The sequence below is a fragment of the Aminobacter anthyllidis genome (assembly GCF_018555685.1).
Taxonomy (GTDB): Bacteria; Pseudomonadota; Alphaproteobacteria; order Rhizobiales; family Rhizobiaceae; genus Aminobacter; species Aminobacter anthyllidis.
The window spans coordinates 802,299-816,456 of record NZ_JAFLWW010000003.1; the positions used below are offsets into that span (position 1 = coordinate 802,299).

Genomic DNA, 14,158 nt, shown 5'->3' on the forward strand with positions numbered 1-14,158 from the left:
GCGCGATATCCCTGCGAATGGTGCGAGATGAGCGATCGCGGCGGCTACGGCCAGTTTTGCCCGGTTTCGATGGCGTCGGAGGTGCTGTGTACGCGCTGGACGACGCTGGTCGTGCGCGAGATGCTGATGGGATCGAGCCGTTTCAACGACTTGCGCCGCGGCGTGCCGCGCATGTCGCCGGCGCTGCTGTCCAAGCGGCTGAAGGAACTTGAGCGCGCAGGCGTGATCCAGACCGAGCGTGGCGGGGCGGGCAGCGTCGAATACCGGCTTACCGAGGCCGGAGAAGACCTGCGGCCGATCATCCTCGGCCTTGGCGACTGGGGCCATCGCTGGGTCGAATCCCAGCTAACCCTCAGGAATCTCGACCCTTCGCTGTTGATGTGGGACATGCGCCGCAACCTCAATCCCAAGCCGCTGCCGCCCAAACGCTGCACGATTCACTTTCTGTACCCCGAAGTGGCCAAAGCGCAGCAGAATTGGTGGCTGGTTGTCGACGACGGGGCGGTCGACCTGTGCAATTCCGACCCCGGCTTCGACATCGACCTGGAAGTCAGGGGATCCCTGCGCAGCATGACATCGGTTTGGATGGGCCTGTCCAAGCTCAACCAGGAGCTCGATTCCGGCCACCTCGAACTCGACGGCGACGACAAGATCGCGCGCGCCATGCAGGCTTGGCTCGGCCTCAGCAGCTTCGCGCCGCTGGCCCGGAAGGCGAGCTAGCTCGACGCCTCCCCGGCTCGCGCCCAGGCCTGGTACTCCTGCATCAGCGGCTCGAGTTCTTCCATTTCAGGGAATTCATCAAAACTCCTGACCGCGCCTGTTTCGGCGAAGGGCAGCTTCGTCCTGGTGAAGGTTTCCATGAACGGCCGGAACCACGCCGTCTCGTCCAGCATGGTCGGGCGCACATTGACGAACCAGTCGACGCCAGCGACGCGAGTGAACATCCAGGTCTTGCAGTGATCGCAGAACTGATGATGCAGCTCCGCGCCGTGCAGGCCGCCGATGACGGTCTCGCCCTTGGTGACCGCAAAGCCGTCGGCCGGAACCATCGCCGTCAGCGAATAGGCCGAAGACGACATCTTCTGGCAGCCCGGGCAGTGGCAGGCGGCGGTACAGATCGGGGGCTTCGAAACCTCGATCTCGACCCGGCCGCAGCGGCACGCGCCCTTGAGCGGAAGCGGAATGGACGACATGGAAAACTCCCCGTCTGATGCTTATTGCATCATGTGGTGCCGGTGGCGGGAAGCCTAGAGCCAGCAGCGTGTTTTCGTTGCGGCGCATTTGCGCGCAAAGCCCGTCGGAGGACGCCGTCTCTCGGAAAACAGCAGCTGTCCAGGGGCGGCATCATACCCCCACCCCTGCCCCTCCCCACAAGGGGGAGGGAGACAGGCTCGTCGCCGCTCCTGCGAAGAACATCAAGACTTGGTGCAAGTCGGGGCCGCCGCCGGATTCCCCTCCCCCTTGTGGGGAGGGGTTAGGGGTGGGGGTGACGTGGCCAGCGCCCCTCCCGCTCGGACAAAGCCGATGCTTTCGCGTCAGGCGGCGACCAGTTCGCGCGCCTTGAGCAGTTCGACGCAGGCATTGGCGGCTTCCTTGCCCTTGACCTTGAAGTGGTCGAAGAAGAAGCGGTGATGCTCGGCGCTGTCGTGATAATTGTGCGGGGTCAGCACCGCCGACAGCACCGGAACGCCGGTCTGAAGCTGCACGTTCATCATGCCGTCGAGCACGGCATGGGCGACGAAGTCGTGGCGGTAGATGCCGCCATTGACGACGAAGGCGGTGCCGAGGATCGCGGCGTAGCGACCGGTTTCGGCCAGGGTCTTCGCAAACAGCGGGATCTCGTAGGCGCCGGGCACGTCGAAGACATCGACGGCGATGCGGCCGCTTGCCAGCGTCTCAATGTCGGCGACAAAGGCTTTGACGCATTCATCGACGATGTCGGCATGCCAGCGCGCACGGATCACGGCAACGCGGCGGGTAGCGAAGTCTTTCGGGGACTGCTGATTCATGGGTCCATCCTTCCGTTTCGAACCAGAATCAGGACGCACGAGACGGAATCCCGGCAGCTCGCGCCACCGCTTTCCCGTTCGTTCTCTTCCATCCGGACTATGACCGTCGGCTCCGGAATCACACCGGATCTGCTGACCCTCCCGTTGCCGGGAAGCGCTCGCGGGCTTGGGTTCGAAAACCCTTACCGCCGGTGGGGACTTTTCACCCCGCCCTGAGAACATTAACGCCTCCGATATGGCGGCGCCGGAGCCGACTGTCAATCACAGGAATAATAGTTTCAGCCAACTGGCTTGGCCGGGTTGCCGACGACCGTGGCATTGGCCGGCACGTTCCTGGTAACCACCGAGCCGGCACCGACGATTGCGTTGTCGCCGATGCTGACGCCACCCAGGATGATGGCGCCGCCACCGATCCAGACATTGTCGCCGATCGTGACCGGCCGGGCGATCTCAAGCCCGGCACGGCGCAGTGCCGGATCCTTGTGATGCTCGGGGCAATAGACCTGGACGTTGGGGCCGAACATCGTGCCACTGCCGATGCGCACCGGCGCGGTGTCGAGGATGGTACAGCCGGCATTGAGGAACACGCCTGCGCCGAGATGGATGTTGAAGCCATAGGCGCAATGGAACGGCGCTTCGATGCGCGCACCCTCGCCCGTCGAGCCGAGCAACGCTCGAAGCTTGGGCGAAATGTCGCCGCGTTCGGCCGGCGACAGCGAGCGTTGCTCGAAGACGGCCTCGGCCGCCACCGCGCGGAATGCGTCGAGCTCGGCATCGACGCAATTGTACCACGCGCCGGCCGCCATCTTGTCGCGTTCGCTCTGAGCCATTTCAGTGTTCCTTCCTGCTTGCCCAGCCAAACCACAGAACGGACCATGCTGCAAAGGTCGAAGCCTCCCGGCTCTGGCGAAACCGGATGGCTGTGCTAGCTTCCTGACAAAGTGCACTTTTTGGACCAGACACATCCACGGGGGACGAAGGATGATCTACCTGCTCGCGCTTCTCATCGGAATTGTTGCAGGCCTCAGGGCCATGACCGCACCGGCTGCCGTCGCCTGGGGCGCCTGGCTCGGCTGGCTACCACTTGCCGGCACATGGGCCGGCTTCATGGGTCACTGGATAACCGTCGCGATCTTCACCGTGCTGGCCGTCGTCGAATTGGTCACCGACCAGTTGCCATCGACGCCGAGCCGCAAGGTGCCGGTACAGTTCGGCACCCGCATCATCATGGGCGCACTGACAGGCGCTGTCATAGGCACCGCCGGCGGCGTGGTGATTGGCGGGCTGGCGGCGGGCATCATCGGCGCGATTCTGGGTACGCTCGGCGGCGCCGAAGTGCGGGGCCGGTTGGCAGCCGCCTTCGGCAAGGACCTGCCGGCGGCGCTGATCGAGGATGCCCTGGCGATACTCGGCGCCCTGCTGATCGTGAGCTTGGTCGCATGAGCGCGGCCAAAAAATTTGACGCCATCATCATCGGCTGCGGCCAGGCCGGGCCGCCGATGGCCGGGCGGCTGACGGCGGCGGGGCATACGGTGGCGCTGATCGAGCGCAAGCTTGTCGGCGGCACCTGCGTCAACACCGGCTGCAAGCCGACCAAGACCATGGTGGCCAGCGCCTATGCCGCCCACCTCGCCCGCACCGGCGCCGACTACGGCGTTTCGACCGGCACAGTCTCGGTCGACATGAAGGCGGTGAAGGCGCGCAAGGACAAGGTGACCGTCGATTCCCGCAGCGGGCTGGAAGACTGGATCGCCGGCATGAAGGGCTGCACGCTTTATCGCGGCCACGCCAGCTTCGAGGGGCCGCATGAGGTGCGCGTCGGCGATGAACTGCTGCATGGCGAGCGCATCTTCATCAATGTCGGCGGCCGCGCCAACATCCCCGACATGCCCGGCGTCAACGACATCGAATACCTGACCAACACCTCGATGATGGAGGTGGACTTCCTGCCGCGCCACCTCGTCGTCGTCGGCGGCAGCTATATCGGGCTGGAATTCGCCCAGATATTCCGCCGCTTCGGCGCGCAAGTGACCGTAGTGGAAAAGGGTCCGCGGCTGGTGTCGCGCGAGGACGAGGACGTGTCGGAGGCGGTGAAGGGCATCCTCGAGCATGAGGGAATCGCGCTCAGGCTGAACGCCGAGTGCATCAGCTTCGCGCGCCATGCCGACGGCGTGCAGGTCGGCGTCGACTGCACATCAGGCGACCGCGCCGTTGTCGGCTCGCACGTGCTTTTGGCCATCGGCCGCAAGCCCAACACCGACGATCTCGGCCTCGACAAGGCCGGTGTCGAGATGGACAAGCGTGGTTATGTCGTGGTCGACGACCAGCTCAGGACCAGTGTCCCGCATATCTGGGCCATGGGCGACTGCAACGGCAAGGGCGCCTTCACCCACACCTCCTACAACGACTTCGAGATCGTCGCCGCCAACCTGCTCGACAATGACAAGCGCAAGGTTTCCGACCGCATCGAGGCCTATGCGCTCTACATCGACCCGCCGCTCGGACGCGCCGGCATGACCGAAACAGTGGCGCGCAAGAGCGGCCGCAAGGTGTTGTCAGGAGAGCGGCCGATGACTCGTGTCGGCCGCGCCGTCGAAAAAGGCGAGACGCAGGGCTTCATGAAGATACTCGTCGATGCCGATACCAGGCAGATCCTCGGCGCTTCGGTGCTCGGCACTGGCGGCGATGAGGCGATCCATGCCGTGCTCGACCTGATGTACGCCAAGGCGCCGATCGAAACGCTGCAGCGGGCCGTTCACATACATCCGACGGTGTCGGAGCTTCTGCCGACCATCGCCATCGAGCTGAAGCCGCTGACATAAGATGCGCCCATCCCGTTGGCACCGGGATGGGCCTATTTCGTTGGGCTATTCGAAGGCCGCGCGCGCCTTGGCCTCGAGCCATTCGGCCATCTGGCGATACGGCACCGGGCCATAGCTGATGCGGGCGACGCCGAGTTCGGCGAGCTTCGCCTTCGGCGGCACATGGGCGAGCGCGATGATGTTGACGGGCAGTTCCACCTCCTTGCACAGGCGGCCGATCAGCGCCTCGTCACCGAGGCCCGGCGCGAAGAAACCGTGCGCGCCGGCCTTTGCATAAGCCTGCGCTCGTTCGATCGCAGCGTCGACCAAATCGTCGCTGTGCTCGTCGGGCTTGGCCTTGAGAAAGATGTCGGTGCGCGCGTTGATGAAGGCGGGGATGCCAGATGCCTTGACCGCTTCCGCCGCAGCGGCAATGCGCTCCGCCTGGAAGGCGACGTCGTGCAGGCCGCTGCCGCCAACGACCTGATCCTCGAAGTTGAAGCCGATGGCGCCTGCTTCCAGGGCGCGGCTGACGGTCTTCGCCACCTTCGCCGGTTCGACGCCGTAGCCGCTTTCAAGGTCCATGGTCACCGGCAAGTCGACGGTGGCGACGATGCGGCGGATATTGTCGAGAGCAACATCAAGCGGAATCTTTTCGCCATCGGCGAAGCCGAAGGCTGCTGCCACCGGCCAACTGCCCGTGGCTATCGCTTTGGCGCCGGCCTTGGCGATGATCGCCGCACTGCCGGGATCCCAGGCATTGTAGAGCACCACCGGATTGCCCTTCACATGCAGGGCATGGAAAGCCTTCGCCTTGTCGATCTGACTGGTCATGAGCGTTGTCCTCGAAGTGGCTGATACTGGAGGACACGAAGCTAGCAGTGCTACGCGACTGCACCATGGCGCAGCGGGCGACTTCACGCAGGCCAGTTGCCCGCTTCAGGCGTCGGGATCGGCGGCGAGCAAGCGCTGTTCGAGCCGCACAAGCAGGCCGAGCGCGGCCGACAGTTCGGCTGCATCCTCATCCGCCAGAAGCTCGGTGCGCAGGCGTTCGAGGATCACCTCGATCTCCTCGACCCTGGCACGGCCGGCATTGGTCAGCGACAGGATCTTCGCCCGGCGATCACCGGGGTCGCCGCTTCGGGTGATCAGGCCATCGGCGGCCAGAAGATCGACTATGCGCACCAGAGAAGGGCCTTCGAAGCCGAGATGATCGGCGATCACGCCCTGGCGGATATTGTCGCCCAGCCGCGACAACGTCACCAGCGGCATTGCGGTGGCGTGCGACAGACCGCAATCGTCAAGTGCGCGGTCGGCGGCATGGCGCCAAAGCCGAGCCACCGCGAGCAGACTCCTGCCGAAATTGGCGCGGTCGGAAGCGTCGTTGGACATTCGAGAAAGATAACATATTATCTATTAGGATGCGATCAGATTCTCGGCCGGAATTCGGTCGCGGGCTCTGTGCGGACGTAGAGGCGAGGAGGCCTCCGCAAGGCGCCGACATGACGATTGCATCCGACGTCGCCCGCCCGGGCGGCTGGTTTTCGGTTCAATCTTCGCGAGAATTCGACATGGCAGATCCACAGACATCCAAAGGCAGCGGCGGCTGGCTTCTGGTTCTATTCGGCCTGATCATGGTCATCATCGGGACACCGCTCGTCTATGGCGGCGTCCAGCTGATCGGCCTGGGCGGATCGTGGTACTACGCGCTCGCCGGCTTCGGCGTCATCGCCTCCGGCATCCTCTACATCATGCGCCGCAAGGCCGGGCTTTGGCTCTACGCCCTGGTATTCCTGGCAACCATCGCATGGGCGATCTGGGAGTCCGGCCTCGAATTCTGGCCGTTGATCCCGCGCCTCGTCGCACCTGCGGTTATCGCCATCCCGGCGCTTTTGCTCGCTCCCCTGTTCCCGACAAGCAGCAGCAAACGGGCTCCCTTTGCCCTCGCCGGCCTGCTTGTTGCGGCGCTTGCGGCAACCGCCTTCTACGGCTTCACGCCGCACGGCGTTACCCGCAACGCGCTGACTTCGGCCGAGCCCGCGCCTGCCGTTCCCCCAGCCGCAGCAAGCGCCACTGACTGGCGCTATTACGGCCGCACGCCTGCGGGAACGCGCTACGCGCCGATCGACCAGATCAACACCGACAATGTCGACAAGCTCGAGGTCGCCTGGACCTTCCGTTCGGGCGACACGCCCGTGGGGTCCGGCCAGGACCAGAGCACGCCGCTCTTCGTCGGCGACACGCTCTACACCTGTTCGCCCACCAACATCGTCCATGCGCTGAACCCCGACACGGGCGAAGTGAAGTGGAAGTTCGACCCCAAGGCCAAGTCGCCGCTGTGGCAGCGCTGCCGCGGTGTCAGCTATTATGAGCCAGGCACTGCACCGGCTGAGGCCAGTGCAGCGCCGGCCGACCCGCTGGCGCCGACGAGCGTCATTGCGGCAACGCCCGAGATGCCCGCGACGGCCAATGCCTGCGCTGCACGCATCGTCATGACCACCATCGACGCGCGCCTGATCCAGCTCGATGCCAAGACCGGCGAGTTGTGCCAGGATTTCGGCAATGGCGGCATTGTCGATCTCAAGCAGGGCATGGGCGAGATCAAGGACGGCTTCTACTTCCAGACGTCCGCCCCCACAGTCATGCGCGACCTGATCATGGTCGGCGGCTGGGTCTGGGACAATGTCGAAACCGGCGAGCCTTCGGGCGCCGTCCGTGCCTTCTCGGCCCGCACCGGCGAACTGGTCTGGGCCTGGGATCTCGGCAACCCGGCAATCACCAAGCTGCCGCCGGAAGGCGAAAGCTACACGCGCGGCACGCCGAACGTCTGGTCGACGCCGGCCTATGACGACGCGCTCGGCCTCGTCTACCTGCCGACGGGCAATGCAACGCCCGACTTCTGGGGCGCCCACCGCAGCAAGGCAGCCGAGGAATACAGTGCTTCGGTCGTGGCCCTCGACATGGAAACGGGCAAGGAACGCTGGAAGTTCCAGACCGTGCATCATGACATCTGGGATTATGACGTCCCTGCGCAGCCCGCACTCTACGATGTGCCTGATGGCAAGGGCGGCAACACCCCTGCCCTGATCCAGCTGACCAAGCGCGGGCAGATCTTCATGCTCGACCGCCGCGACGGCAAGCCGATCGCCGAAGTCGAGGAGAAGGCCGTGCCGCAAGGTGCGATGGAAGGCGACTTCACCGCGCCGACCCAGCCTTATTCGGTCGGCATGCCGTCGATCGGTGCCGAGCCGCTCGCTGAAGCCAGGATGTGGGGTGCCACGCCTTACGACCAGCTCTACTGCCGCATCGAGTTCAAGAAGCTGCGTTACGACGGCGAGTTCACGCCGCCGAGGACAGACCGCAGCCTGCTCTATCCCGGTTATTACGGTGGCATGAACTGGGGCAGCGCGGCGATCGACGAGGCGCGCGGCCTTCTGATCGTCAACGACATCCGCATGCCGCAGTTCGTCCAGCTCATCCCCCGCGAGGATGCCGACAACTATGGCGGCTCGGCGGCGCATGACGGCCTGTCGCAGCAGAAGGGCACGCCCTATGGCGCGCTCAAGAACGGCTTCATGTCGCCGCTCGGCGTGCCTTGCCACGAGCCGCCCTACGGCACCATCAGCGCCGTCGACCTCAAGTCGCGCACGCTCGTCTGGCAAGTGCCGGCCGGCACGCTCGAGGATACCGGCCCGCTCGGCATGAAGACCGGGCTGCAGATCCCGATCGGCATGCCGACGCTGGGTGGACCGATGGCAACATCGGGCGGCGTCGTCTTCTACGCCGGCACGCAGGACTATTATCTGCGCGCGCTTGACGTGAAAACCGGCGAGGAACTGTGGAAGGGCCGCCTGCCGGTGGGCGCACAGGCCACGCCGATGACGTTCGTCTCGCCTGAAAGTGGAACCCAGTACGTCGTCATTTCGGCCGGTGGCGCGCGCCAGTCGCCGGATCGCGGCGATTACGTGGTCGCCTACAAGCTCCCGAAGCAGAACTGAGTTCGGGCACATCAACATCGGACGGGGCGCCTTCGGGCGCCCCTTTCTTTTGCAGGTTACTCAGGCGGCCGAGACACGCCTGGTCGGCAGCCGCCAGCCAAGCCTGACGCCCAGCGTCGCCACAGCGATGAGCGCCATGCCAAGGGCTTGAGCAATGCTGATCGGATGGTCGTAGATTGCCCAATCGATGATGATCGCGACGACCGGATAGATGAAGGTGAGAACGCCGATAACCGGCGTCGACAACCTGGGATAGGCAGAGAACATCATCACATAGGCGATGCCGGTATGCAGCACGCCGATGCCGACGAGCCAGCTCCAAGACGCCAGCGGGACATGGCCGGAAAAATTGGTGAAAGGCGCGAGCATGACCACGCCGACGACCGTCTGGCACAACACCGTGATTTCAGGCCGCTGCTCGCCGAGCCCCTTGGCGAGGATCGTCACCACGGCGTAGAGGAACGCCCCGCCGAGCGCCATGGCGATGCCCACCATCCAGGAAGCGGTGACGGGATTGCCTGAAACCACGAGGCCGCTGGCCAGCACGACGCCCATGAAAGCGGCGGCCATCCAGGCGATCTGGTCGGCGGTGATGCGCTCCTTGAGGAACAGCACCCCGATCAGCACGACGAAGAACGGCTGGATGTGGTAGACGATCGTCATCACCGCGATAGAGGTCTTGGCGAAGCCGGCGAAGAACGCGGTCCAGCTCAGCACCATGCAGACACCGCAAAGCCCTGCCCGCGCGATGCGGGCCAAAGACAGCGACCGGTCGGGAAGATATCCGCGCAGCAGGCACCAGGCGCCAAGGAACAGCGCGCCGAACAGGCAGCGCCAGAACACCGTCGTGACCGGATCGAGCCCGGCCTCGGTGACGAAGGCGCCGACGGTGCCGGCGATCGCCATGGCCACGGCAAGATTGAGGGCGGGAAAGCGGCTGGCGCTGGTCATGCTGGTCGTCCGGAACGCTGCGGATGGCCAAGCAAGCCAGTCTTGACGACTTCATTCAAACGAATAGATTTGGCTAACCCTATTCGAAATGCTGATACCGCAATGGCGATGCCGCTCGATCTCGACCTGCTCAGGACCTTTGTCGCGGTTGCCGACAGCGGCAGCTTTTCCCATGCCGCGTCGCGCGTCGGCCGGAGCCAGTCGGCCATCAGCATGCAGATGCAGCGGCTGGAACAGACGGTCGGCAAGCAGTTGCTGGTCCGCGGTTCGAAGGCCGTGACCGCCAACGCGATCGGCGAAGAACTGCTCGTCTATGCCCGCCGGCTGCTAAAACTGTCCGACGAAGCCTGGGCGAGCATCACCCGGCCCGAAGAAGCCGGCAGTGTGCGCCTCGGCGTGCCCGACGATTATGCGGCATTCCTACTGCCGCCGGTGCTGTCGCGCTTTGCCGCCGCGCATCCGCTGGTGACGGTGGAGCTGATTTGCGAGCAATCGACCTCGCTGGTGAAGACCTTCGCCGACGGCCGTCTCGACCTAGCCATCATCACCCGCGCGCCGGAGCAGCCTATCGAGGTGTTGCAGCGCGAGCGCCTCGTCTGGGTCGCTTCGCCGAACCATGTCGCCTGGGAGATCGACCCCCTGCCCGTGGCGCTTTTCGAGCCCGGCTGCGTCGCGCGCAAGAGTGTTCTGCAGGTGCTGGGTGCCGCCGACCGGTCGTTTCGCTGCACCTATTCCAGCGCGAGCCTGCTTGGGCTGATCGCCGTGGTCCAGGCCGGGCTTGCGGTTGCCGGCCTTGCCCAGCGCAGCGTGCCACCCTCCTTGCGGATCATCGGCGAGAACGAAGGCCTGCCACCCTTGCCGGACATGGAGATCGGCATCCTGCGCAACCCGCAGACCGTCAACCCGGCGGTCGAACGGCTCTACGACTTCCTCCGCCGCGACCTGGCGCAACAAGCCTGACAGAGCTGCATCGGCATCTTTCGATGCCTGCCATGCACTGCGTGCATTGCTGCAATGCAGCAGCATCGCTTGTGCATTGGCAGTTGAGAGGAAAATGTAGATCTAAATCGTTTCAGCTCTCCCCGAGTCCGCCCATGCCCTTGCCAATCCTCGCCCTGGCCGTCGCATCCTTTTGCATCGGCACCACCGAATTCGTGATCATGGGGCTGTTGCCGGAGGTCGCCGCCGACCTCGGCGTGTCGATCCCCGCCGCCGGCCTGCTCGTCACCGGCTACGCGCTCGGCGTGGTTATCGGCGCCCCGATCATCGCCGTCGGCACGGCCAGGCTACCACGCAAGCCGGTGCTGATTGGCCTCGCCATGATGTTCGTGCTCGGCAACCTGCTCTGCGCCATCGCGCCCACCTACTGGACGCTGATGATCGCCCGCGTCGTCACCGCCTTCGGCCACGGCGCCTTCTTCGGCATCGGTTCGGTTGTGGCGGCAAGCCTGGTGCCGGCCAACAAGCGCGCCAGCGCCATCGCCCTGATGTTTGCCGGTCTGACGCTCGCCAACATCCTTGGCGTACCCGGCGGAACGGCGCTCGGCGAAGCCTATGGCTGGCGCGCAACCTTCTTCGCCGTCGTCGTCATCGGCCTGCTCTCGGTCGCGGCCATCGCCTTCCTGGTGCCGGCGGGCGTCGCCCCTCCCGGCAAGGGCGGGGTCGCAGGCGAGGTCAAGGTGCTGGGAAAGCTGCAGGTGTGGCTCGCCATGATCATCTCGGCGCTGGCCTCGGGCAGTCTGTTCGCCGTCTTCACCTACATCAAGCCGATCCTGACCGACGTCAGCGGCCTGTCGGTTGAATCAGTCACCTGGGTGCTGCTGCTGTTCGGCGGTGGCATGACCATCGGCAACATCATCGGCGGCAAGCTGGCCGACTGGAAGCTGATGCCGACCGCCATCGGCGCGCTGGTGGTGATGGCTGCGATCCACGTCGCCTTCGCCGAGCTCAGCTATTCTGCACCCGCCGCGATCCTGCTCATCTTCATGTGGGGCGTCATAACTTTCGTCATCGTGCCGCCGATGCAGATGCGCGTCGTCGAAACCGCCTCTGAGGCGCCGAACCTCGCCGCGACCCTCAACCAGGGCGCCTTCAACGCCGGCAATGCCGCCGGCGCCTGGATCGGCGGTGCCGCCATTTCCTGGGGCGTGAGTTATGCCGACCTGCCCTTCGTCGGCGCAGCCATTGCGCTGTCAGCCTTCGGTGTCGCGCTGTTTTCCTTCGCGCTCGACCGGCGTGACGCAATTCAGCAGGCGGCATGACGCTTTAGCGATTGTCAGCAACCCGTCGCTGCTGTAGCCACGACAGCGATGGTCCTGCTTGCTCATCCGGGCGGCAGGTTAAATGGGAACACGGTGAGACGTCCCCGACGCGAAACCGTGGCTGCCCCCGCAACTGTGAGCGGATAGCAATTCGGAAACATGCCACTGGCCATCAGGCCGGGAAGGCTCCGAGGCGCGATCACCCGCAAGCCAGGAGACCTGCCATCATCCGATTAACTCAACCGGCCGGGGTGTGCCGTGGAGATGATGATGGTTGCGACTGCCTTTTTCGGTACCGGCGCGCTCACCGGATCGTTCTGCCACCTCCGCCCGGCCGCGGAGACAGGGCATGCTCGATCGCGTCCACGCCGCTAGCCGCCTCGTAGGCACCACCCCGGCACTTCTCGAACTCGACGGCGTCTGCTGGGGGCCGCGTCCCTCCCGGCCGATCCTCGAGCCGGTAAGTCTTGCGGTTGCACCTGGCGAGCTGCTCGCCATCGTCGGCCCCAATGGCGCAGGCAAGTCGAGCCTGCTGCGCTGCCTCTACCGCTATCACAGGCCGACAGCCGGCACGGTGCGGCTCGACGGCACCGACATCTGGAAGATGAAGCCGCGCGACTGCGCCCGCCGCATCGCCACCGTGCTGCAGGAAAGCGCTTCCGACTTCGGCCTGACGGTTGCCGAAATCGTCGAGTTGGGCCTGACCCCGCACGTCACCAGCTTTGGCACCAGCGACGACGACTACGATCACGTCGAGGCCGCACTTGCCCTGCTCGGCCTGACCGCATTTGCAGCACGCGACTTCGGCTCGCTGTCGGGTGGCGAAAAGCAGCGTGTCATGATCGCCCGTGCCCTGGTGCAGCGGCCGGACCTTTTGATCCTCGACGAGCCGACCAACCATCTCGATATCCGCCACCAGCTCGAGGTGCTCGAACTGCTCGGCAATCTCGGCTGCACCGTCATCGTCTCCCTGCACGACCTGGCGCTCGCCTCCGCTCATGCCGACCGCGTGCTGGTGATGGACGCCGGCCGCGCCATCGCCTGTGGTGCGCCCGCCGACATCCTGACGCCCGAACGCATCCGCGACAGCTTTTCCGTCGGTGCCACTCTCGACGACCATCCGGTCACCGGGCGGCCCCGCTTTTCCTTCCATCTCGAACGCTGACACCAACCAAAGGAGCCCTCCATGCGCCTGCCGATCATCGCCGCTATCCTGCTTGCCACCTGCGCCTCAGCGGCGGCAAGCGGCTTCCCCGTCACCGTCAAGAGCTGCAACCGCGACGTGACCTTCGAGGCCGCGCCCAAGCGCGCTGTCTCGCATGACGTCAACCTGACCGAGATGATGCTGGTGCTCGGCCTCGCCGACCACATGGTCGGCTACTCCGGCATCTCGGGCTGGAAGACGCTGGACGAAAACCTGCGCAAGGGCGTCGGCGAACTGCCCGAACTCGCGCCGAAATACGTCACCAAGGAAGTGCTGCTCGGCGTCGACACCGACCTGTTTTTCGCCGGCTGGAACTACGGCATGAAGGTTGGCGGCGACGTCACCCCCGACACGCTCGCCCCCTTCAACATCGCGGTCTACGAGCTGACCGAAAGCTGCATCCACATCATGAAGAAGGACAAGTCGTCGCTTCAGGAGATGTATGCCGACCTGCTCAATCTCGGCGCGATCTTCGGTGTCCGCGAGAAGGCCGAAGCGCTGGTGGCAGGCTACGAGAAGGACCGCGCCGACTTCCAGGCAAAGCTGCCCAAGCTCGACAAGCCGGTCAATGTGTTCCTCTACGATTCCGGCGAGCAGAAGCCCTTCACGGCCGGCCGCTACGCCATGCCGACGGCCATCATCGAGGCAGCCGGCGGCAGGAACATCTCCGACGACGTCGAGTCGAGCTGGGTCGAGATCGGCTGGGAGCCGGTCATCGAGCGCAACCCGGACATGGTGGTGATCGTCAATTACGGCGAGGTGACCGCCGAGCAGAAGATCGAGTTCATGCGCTCCAACCCGGCCTTCAAGGACATCGACGCAGTCAAGAACAACCGCTTCTTCGTGCTCGAATACAACGAGGCGACACCGGGGCCGCGCAACATCGCCGCCATCAAGCGGTTGGCAGCCGCGATGCGGACCGACTGACCGTGTC

At 64.9% G+C, this 14,158-nt stretch carries 14 protein-coding genes and 2 riboswitches; of the genes, 8 read left to right on the top strand and 6 right to left on the bottom strand.

What is annotated here, in order from left to right; genetic code table 11:
* Nucleotides 1–27 precede the first annotated feature (27 nt).
* Nucleotides 28–720: a winged helix-turn-helix transcriptional regulator gene (locus J1C56_RS13530; protein ID WP_214389966.1), complete on the top strand. Its 693-nt coding sequence runs from the start codon at nt 28–30 to the stop codon at nt 718–720.
* On the opposite strand, the gene J1C56_RS13535 is transcribed toward J1C56_RS13530, so the two are convergent.
* From J1C56_RS13535 to J1C56_RS13545, 3 genes are all read right to left on the bottom strand, one after another.
* Complete coding sequence (locus tag J1C56_RS13535; protein ID WP_214389968.1) at nt 717–1,193, bottom strand: GFA family protein; 477 nt, start codon at nt 1,191–1,193, stop codon at nt 717–719. The genes J1C56_RS13530 and J1C56_RS13535 overlap by 4 nt on opposite strands.
* A 342-nt stretch (nt 1,194–1,535) precedes the next feature.
* Complete coding sequence (locus J1C56_RS13540) at nt 1,536–2,009, bottom strand: 6,7-dimethyl-8-ribityllumazine synthase (protein ID WP_214389970.1); 474 nt, start codon at nt 2,007–2,009, stop codon at nt 1,536–1,538.
* A gap of 76 nt (nt 2,010–2,085) precedes the next feature.
* Nucleotides 2,086–2,233, bottom strand: a riboswitch (FMN riboswitch).
* A 54-nt stretch (nt 2,234–2,287) separates the two neighbouring features.
* Nucleotides 2,288–2,839 (bottom strand): sugar O-acetyltransferase, encoded by a 552-nt coding sequence (locus J1C56_RS13545; RefSeq protein ID WP_214389971.1) that lies wholly within the window; start codon nt 2,837–2,839, stop codon nt 2,288–2,290.
* A gap of 151 nt (nt 2,840–2,990) precedes the next feature.
* Between J1C56_RS13545 and J1C56_RS13550 the strand changes: the two genes are divergently transcribed.
* Together J1C56_RS13550 and J1C56_RS13555 are read left to right on the top strand one after the other, a co-directional pair.
* Nucleotides 2,991–3,452, top strand: a complete 462-nt coding sequence (locus J1C56_RS13550; RefSeq protein WP_214389973.1) for a DUF4126 domain-containing protein — start codon at nt 2,991–2,993, stop codon at nt 3,450–3,452.
* On the top strand, nt 3,449–4,831 hold the full coding sequence (locus J1C56_RS13555) for an FAD-containing oxidoreductase (RefSeq protein WP_214389975.1): 1,383 nt from the start codon (nt 3,449–3,451) through the stop codon (nt 4,829–4,831). Before J1C56_RS13550 ends, J1C56_RS13555 begins: the two co-directional genes overlap by 4 nt.
* A 45-nt stretch (nt 4,832–4,876) precedes the next feature.
* Here J1C56_RS13555 and J1C56_RS13560 read toward each other — a convergent pair whose 3' ends face one another.
* Together J1C56_RS13560 and J1C56_RS13565 are read right to left on the bottom strand one after the other, a co-directional pair.
* On the bottom strand, nt 4,877–5,644 hold the full coding sequence (locus tag J1C56_RS13560) for an isocitrate lyase/PEP mutase family protein (protein WP_214389977.1): 768 nt from the start codon (nt 5,642–5,644) through the stop codon (nt 4,877–4,879).
* A 105-nt stretch (nt 5,645–5,749) separates the two neighbouring features.
* The gene (locus tag J1C56_RS13565; RefSeq protein WP_214389979.1) at nt 5,750–6,202 is read right to left on the bottom strand and encodes a MarR family winged helix-turn-helix transcriptional regulator; all 453 of its coding nucleotides are present in this window, start codon (nt 6,200–6,202) and stop codon (nt 5,750–5,752) included.
* Between the two features lie 179 nt (nt 6,203–6,381).
* Between J1C56_RS13565 and J1C56_RS13570 the strand changes: the two genes are divergently transcribed.
* Complete coding sequence (locus J1C56_RS13570; protein WP_214389982.1) at nt 6,382–8,808, top strand: membrane-bound PQQ-dependent dehydrogenase, glucose/quinate/shikimate family; 2,427 nt, start codon at nt 6,382–6,384, stop codon at nt 8,806–8,808.
* Between the two features lie 60 nt (nt 8,809–8,868).
* Here the strand turns inward: J1C56_RS13570 and J1C56_RS13575 are convergent, their stop codons facing one another.
* The gene (locus J1C56_RS13575) at nt 8,869–9,759 is read right to left on the bottom strand and encodes a DMT family transporter (protein WP_214389984.1); all 891 of its coding nucleotides are present in this window, start codon (nt 9,757–9,759) and stop codon (nt 8,869–8,871) included.
* A 102-nt stretch (nt 9,760–9,861) separates the two neighbouring features.
* Here J1C56_RS13575 and J1C56_RS13580 point away from each other — a divergent pair, with 102 nt between their 5' ends.
* From J1C56_RS13580 to J1C56_RS13595, 4 genes are all read left to right on the top strand, one after another.
* A complete protein-coding gene (locus J1C56_RS13580; protein WP_214389986.1) occupies nt 9,862–10,719 on the top strand; it encodes a LysR substrate-binding domain-containing protein in 858 nt (285 codons plus the stop codon).
* Between the two features lie 134 nt (nt 10,720–10,853).
* A complete protein-coding gene (locus tag J1C56_RS13585) occupies nt 10,854–12,020 on the top strand; it encodes an MFS transporter (RefSeq protein WP_214389988.1) in 1,167 nt (388 codons plus the stop codon).
* Nucleotides 12,021–12,052: 32 nt separating this feature from the next.
* Nucleotides 12,053–12,261, top strand: a riboswitch (cobalamin riboswitch).
* 108 nt (nt 12,262–12,369) lie between these two features.
* A complete protein-coding gene (locus J1C56_RS13590) occupies nt 12,370–13,185 on the top strand; it encodes an ABC transporter ATP-binding protein (RefSeq protein WP_214389990.1) in 816 nt (271 codons plus the stop codon).
* Between the two features lie 21 nt (nt 13,186–13,206).
* Nucleotides 13,207–14,151: an ABC transporter substrate-binding protein gene (locus J1C56_RS13595; protein WP_214389998.1), complete on the top strand. Its 945-nt coding sequence runs from the start codon at nt 13,207–13,209 to the stop codon at nt 14,149–14,151.
* Nucleotides 14,152–14,158 lie beyond the last annotated feature (7 nt).

Coding starts and splice junctions, on each gene's coding strand:
- J1C56_RS13530 (WP_214389966.1), top strand. CDS start 28: ATGAGCGATCGCGGCGGCTACGGCCAGTTTTGCCCGGTTTCGATGGCG.
- J1C56_RS13535 (WP_214389968.1), bottom strand. CDS start 1,193: ATGTCGTCCATTCCGCTTCCGCTCAAGGGCGCGTGCCGCTGCGGCCGG.
- J1C56_RS13540 (WP_214389970.1), bottom strand. CDS start 2,009: ATGAATCAGCAGTCCCCGAAAGACTTCGCTACCCGCCGCGTTGCCGTG.
- J1C56_RS13545 (WP_214389971.1), bottom strand. CDS start 2,839: ATGGCTCAGAGCGAACGCGACAAGATGGCGGCCGGCGCGTGGTACAAT.
- J1C56_RS13550 (WP_214389973.1), top strand. CDS start 2,991: ATGATCTACCTGCTCGCGCTTCTCATCGGAATTGTTGCAGGCCTCAGG.
- J1C56_RS13555 (WP_214389975.1), top strand. CDS start 3,449: ATGAGCGCGGCCAAAAAATTTGACGCCATCATCATCGGCTGCGGCCAG.
- J1C56_RS13560 (WP_214389977.1), bottom strand. CDS start 5,644: ATGACCAGTCAGATCGACAAGGCGAAGGCTTTCCATGCCCTGCATGTG.
- J1C56_RS13565 (WP_214389979.1), bottom strand. CDS start 6,202: ATGTCCAACGACGCTTCCGACCGCGCCAATTTCGGCAGGAGTCTGCTC.
- J1C56_RS13570 (WP_214389982.1), top strand. CDS start 6,382: ATGGCAGATCCACAGACATCCAAAGGCAGCGGCGGCTGGCTTCTGGTT.
- J1C56_RS13575 (WP_214389984.1), bottom strand. CDS start 9,759: ATGACCAGCGCCAGCCGCTTTCCCGCCCTCAATCTTGCCGTGGCCATG.
- J1C56_RS13580 (WP_214389986.1), top strand. CDS start 9,862: ATGGCGATGCCGCTCGATCTCGACCTGCTCAGGACCTTTGTCGCGGTT.
- J1C56_RS13585 (WP_214389988.1), top strand. CDS start 10,854: ATGCCCTTGCCAATCCTCGCCCTGGCCGTCGCATCCTTTTGCATCGGC.
- J1C56_RS13590 (WP_214389990.1), top strand. CDS start 12,370: ATGCTCGATCGCGTCCACGCCGCTAGCCGCCTCGTAGGCACCACCCCG.
- J1C56_RS13595 (WP_214389998.1), top strand. CDS start 13,207: ATGCGCCTGCCGATCATCGCCGCTATCCTGCTTGCCACCTGCGCCTCA.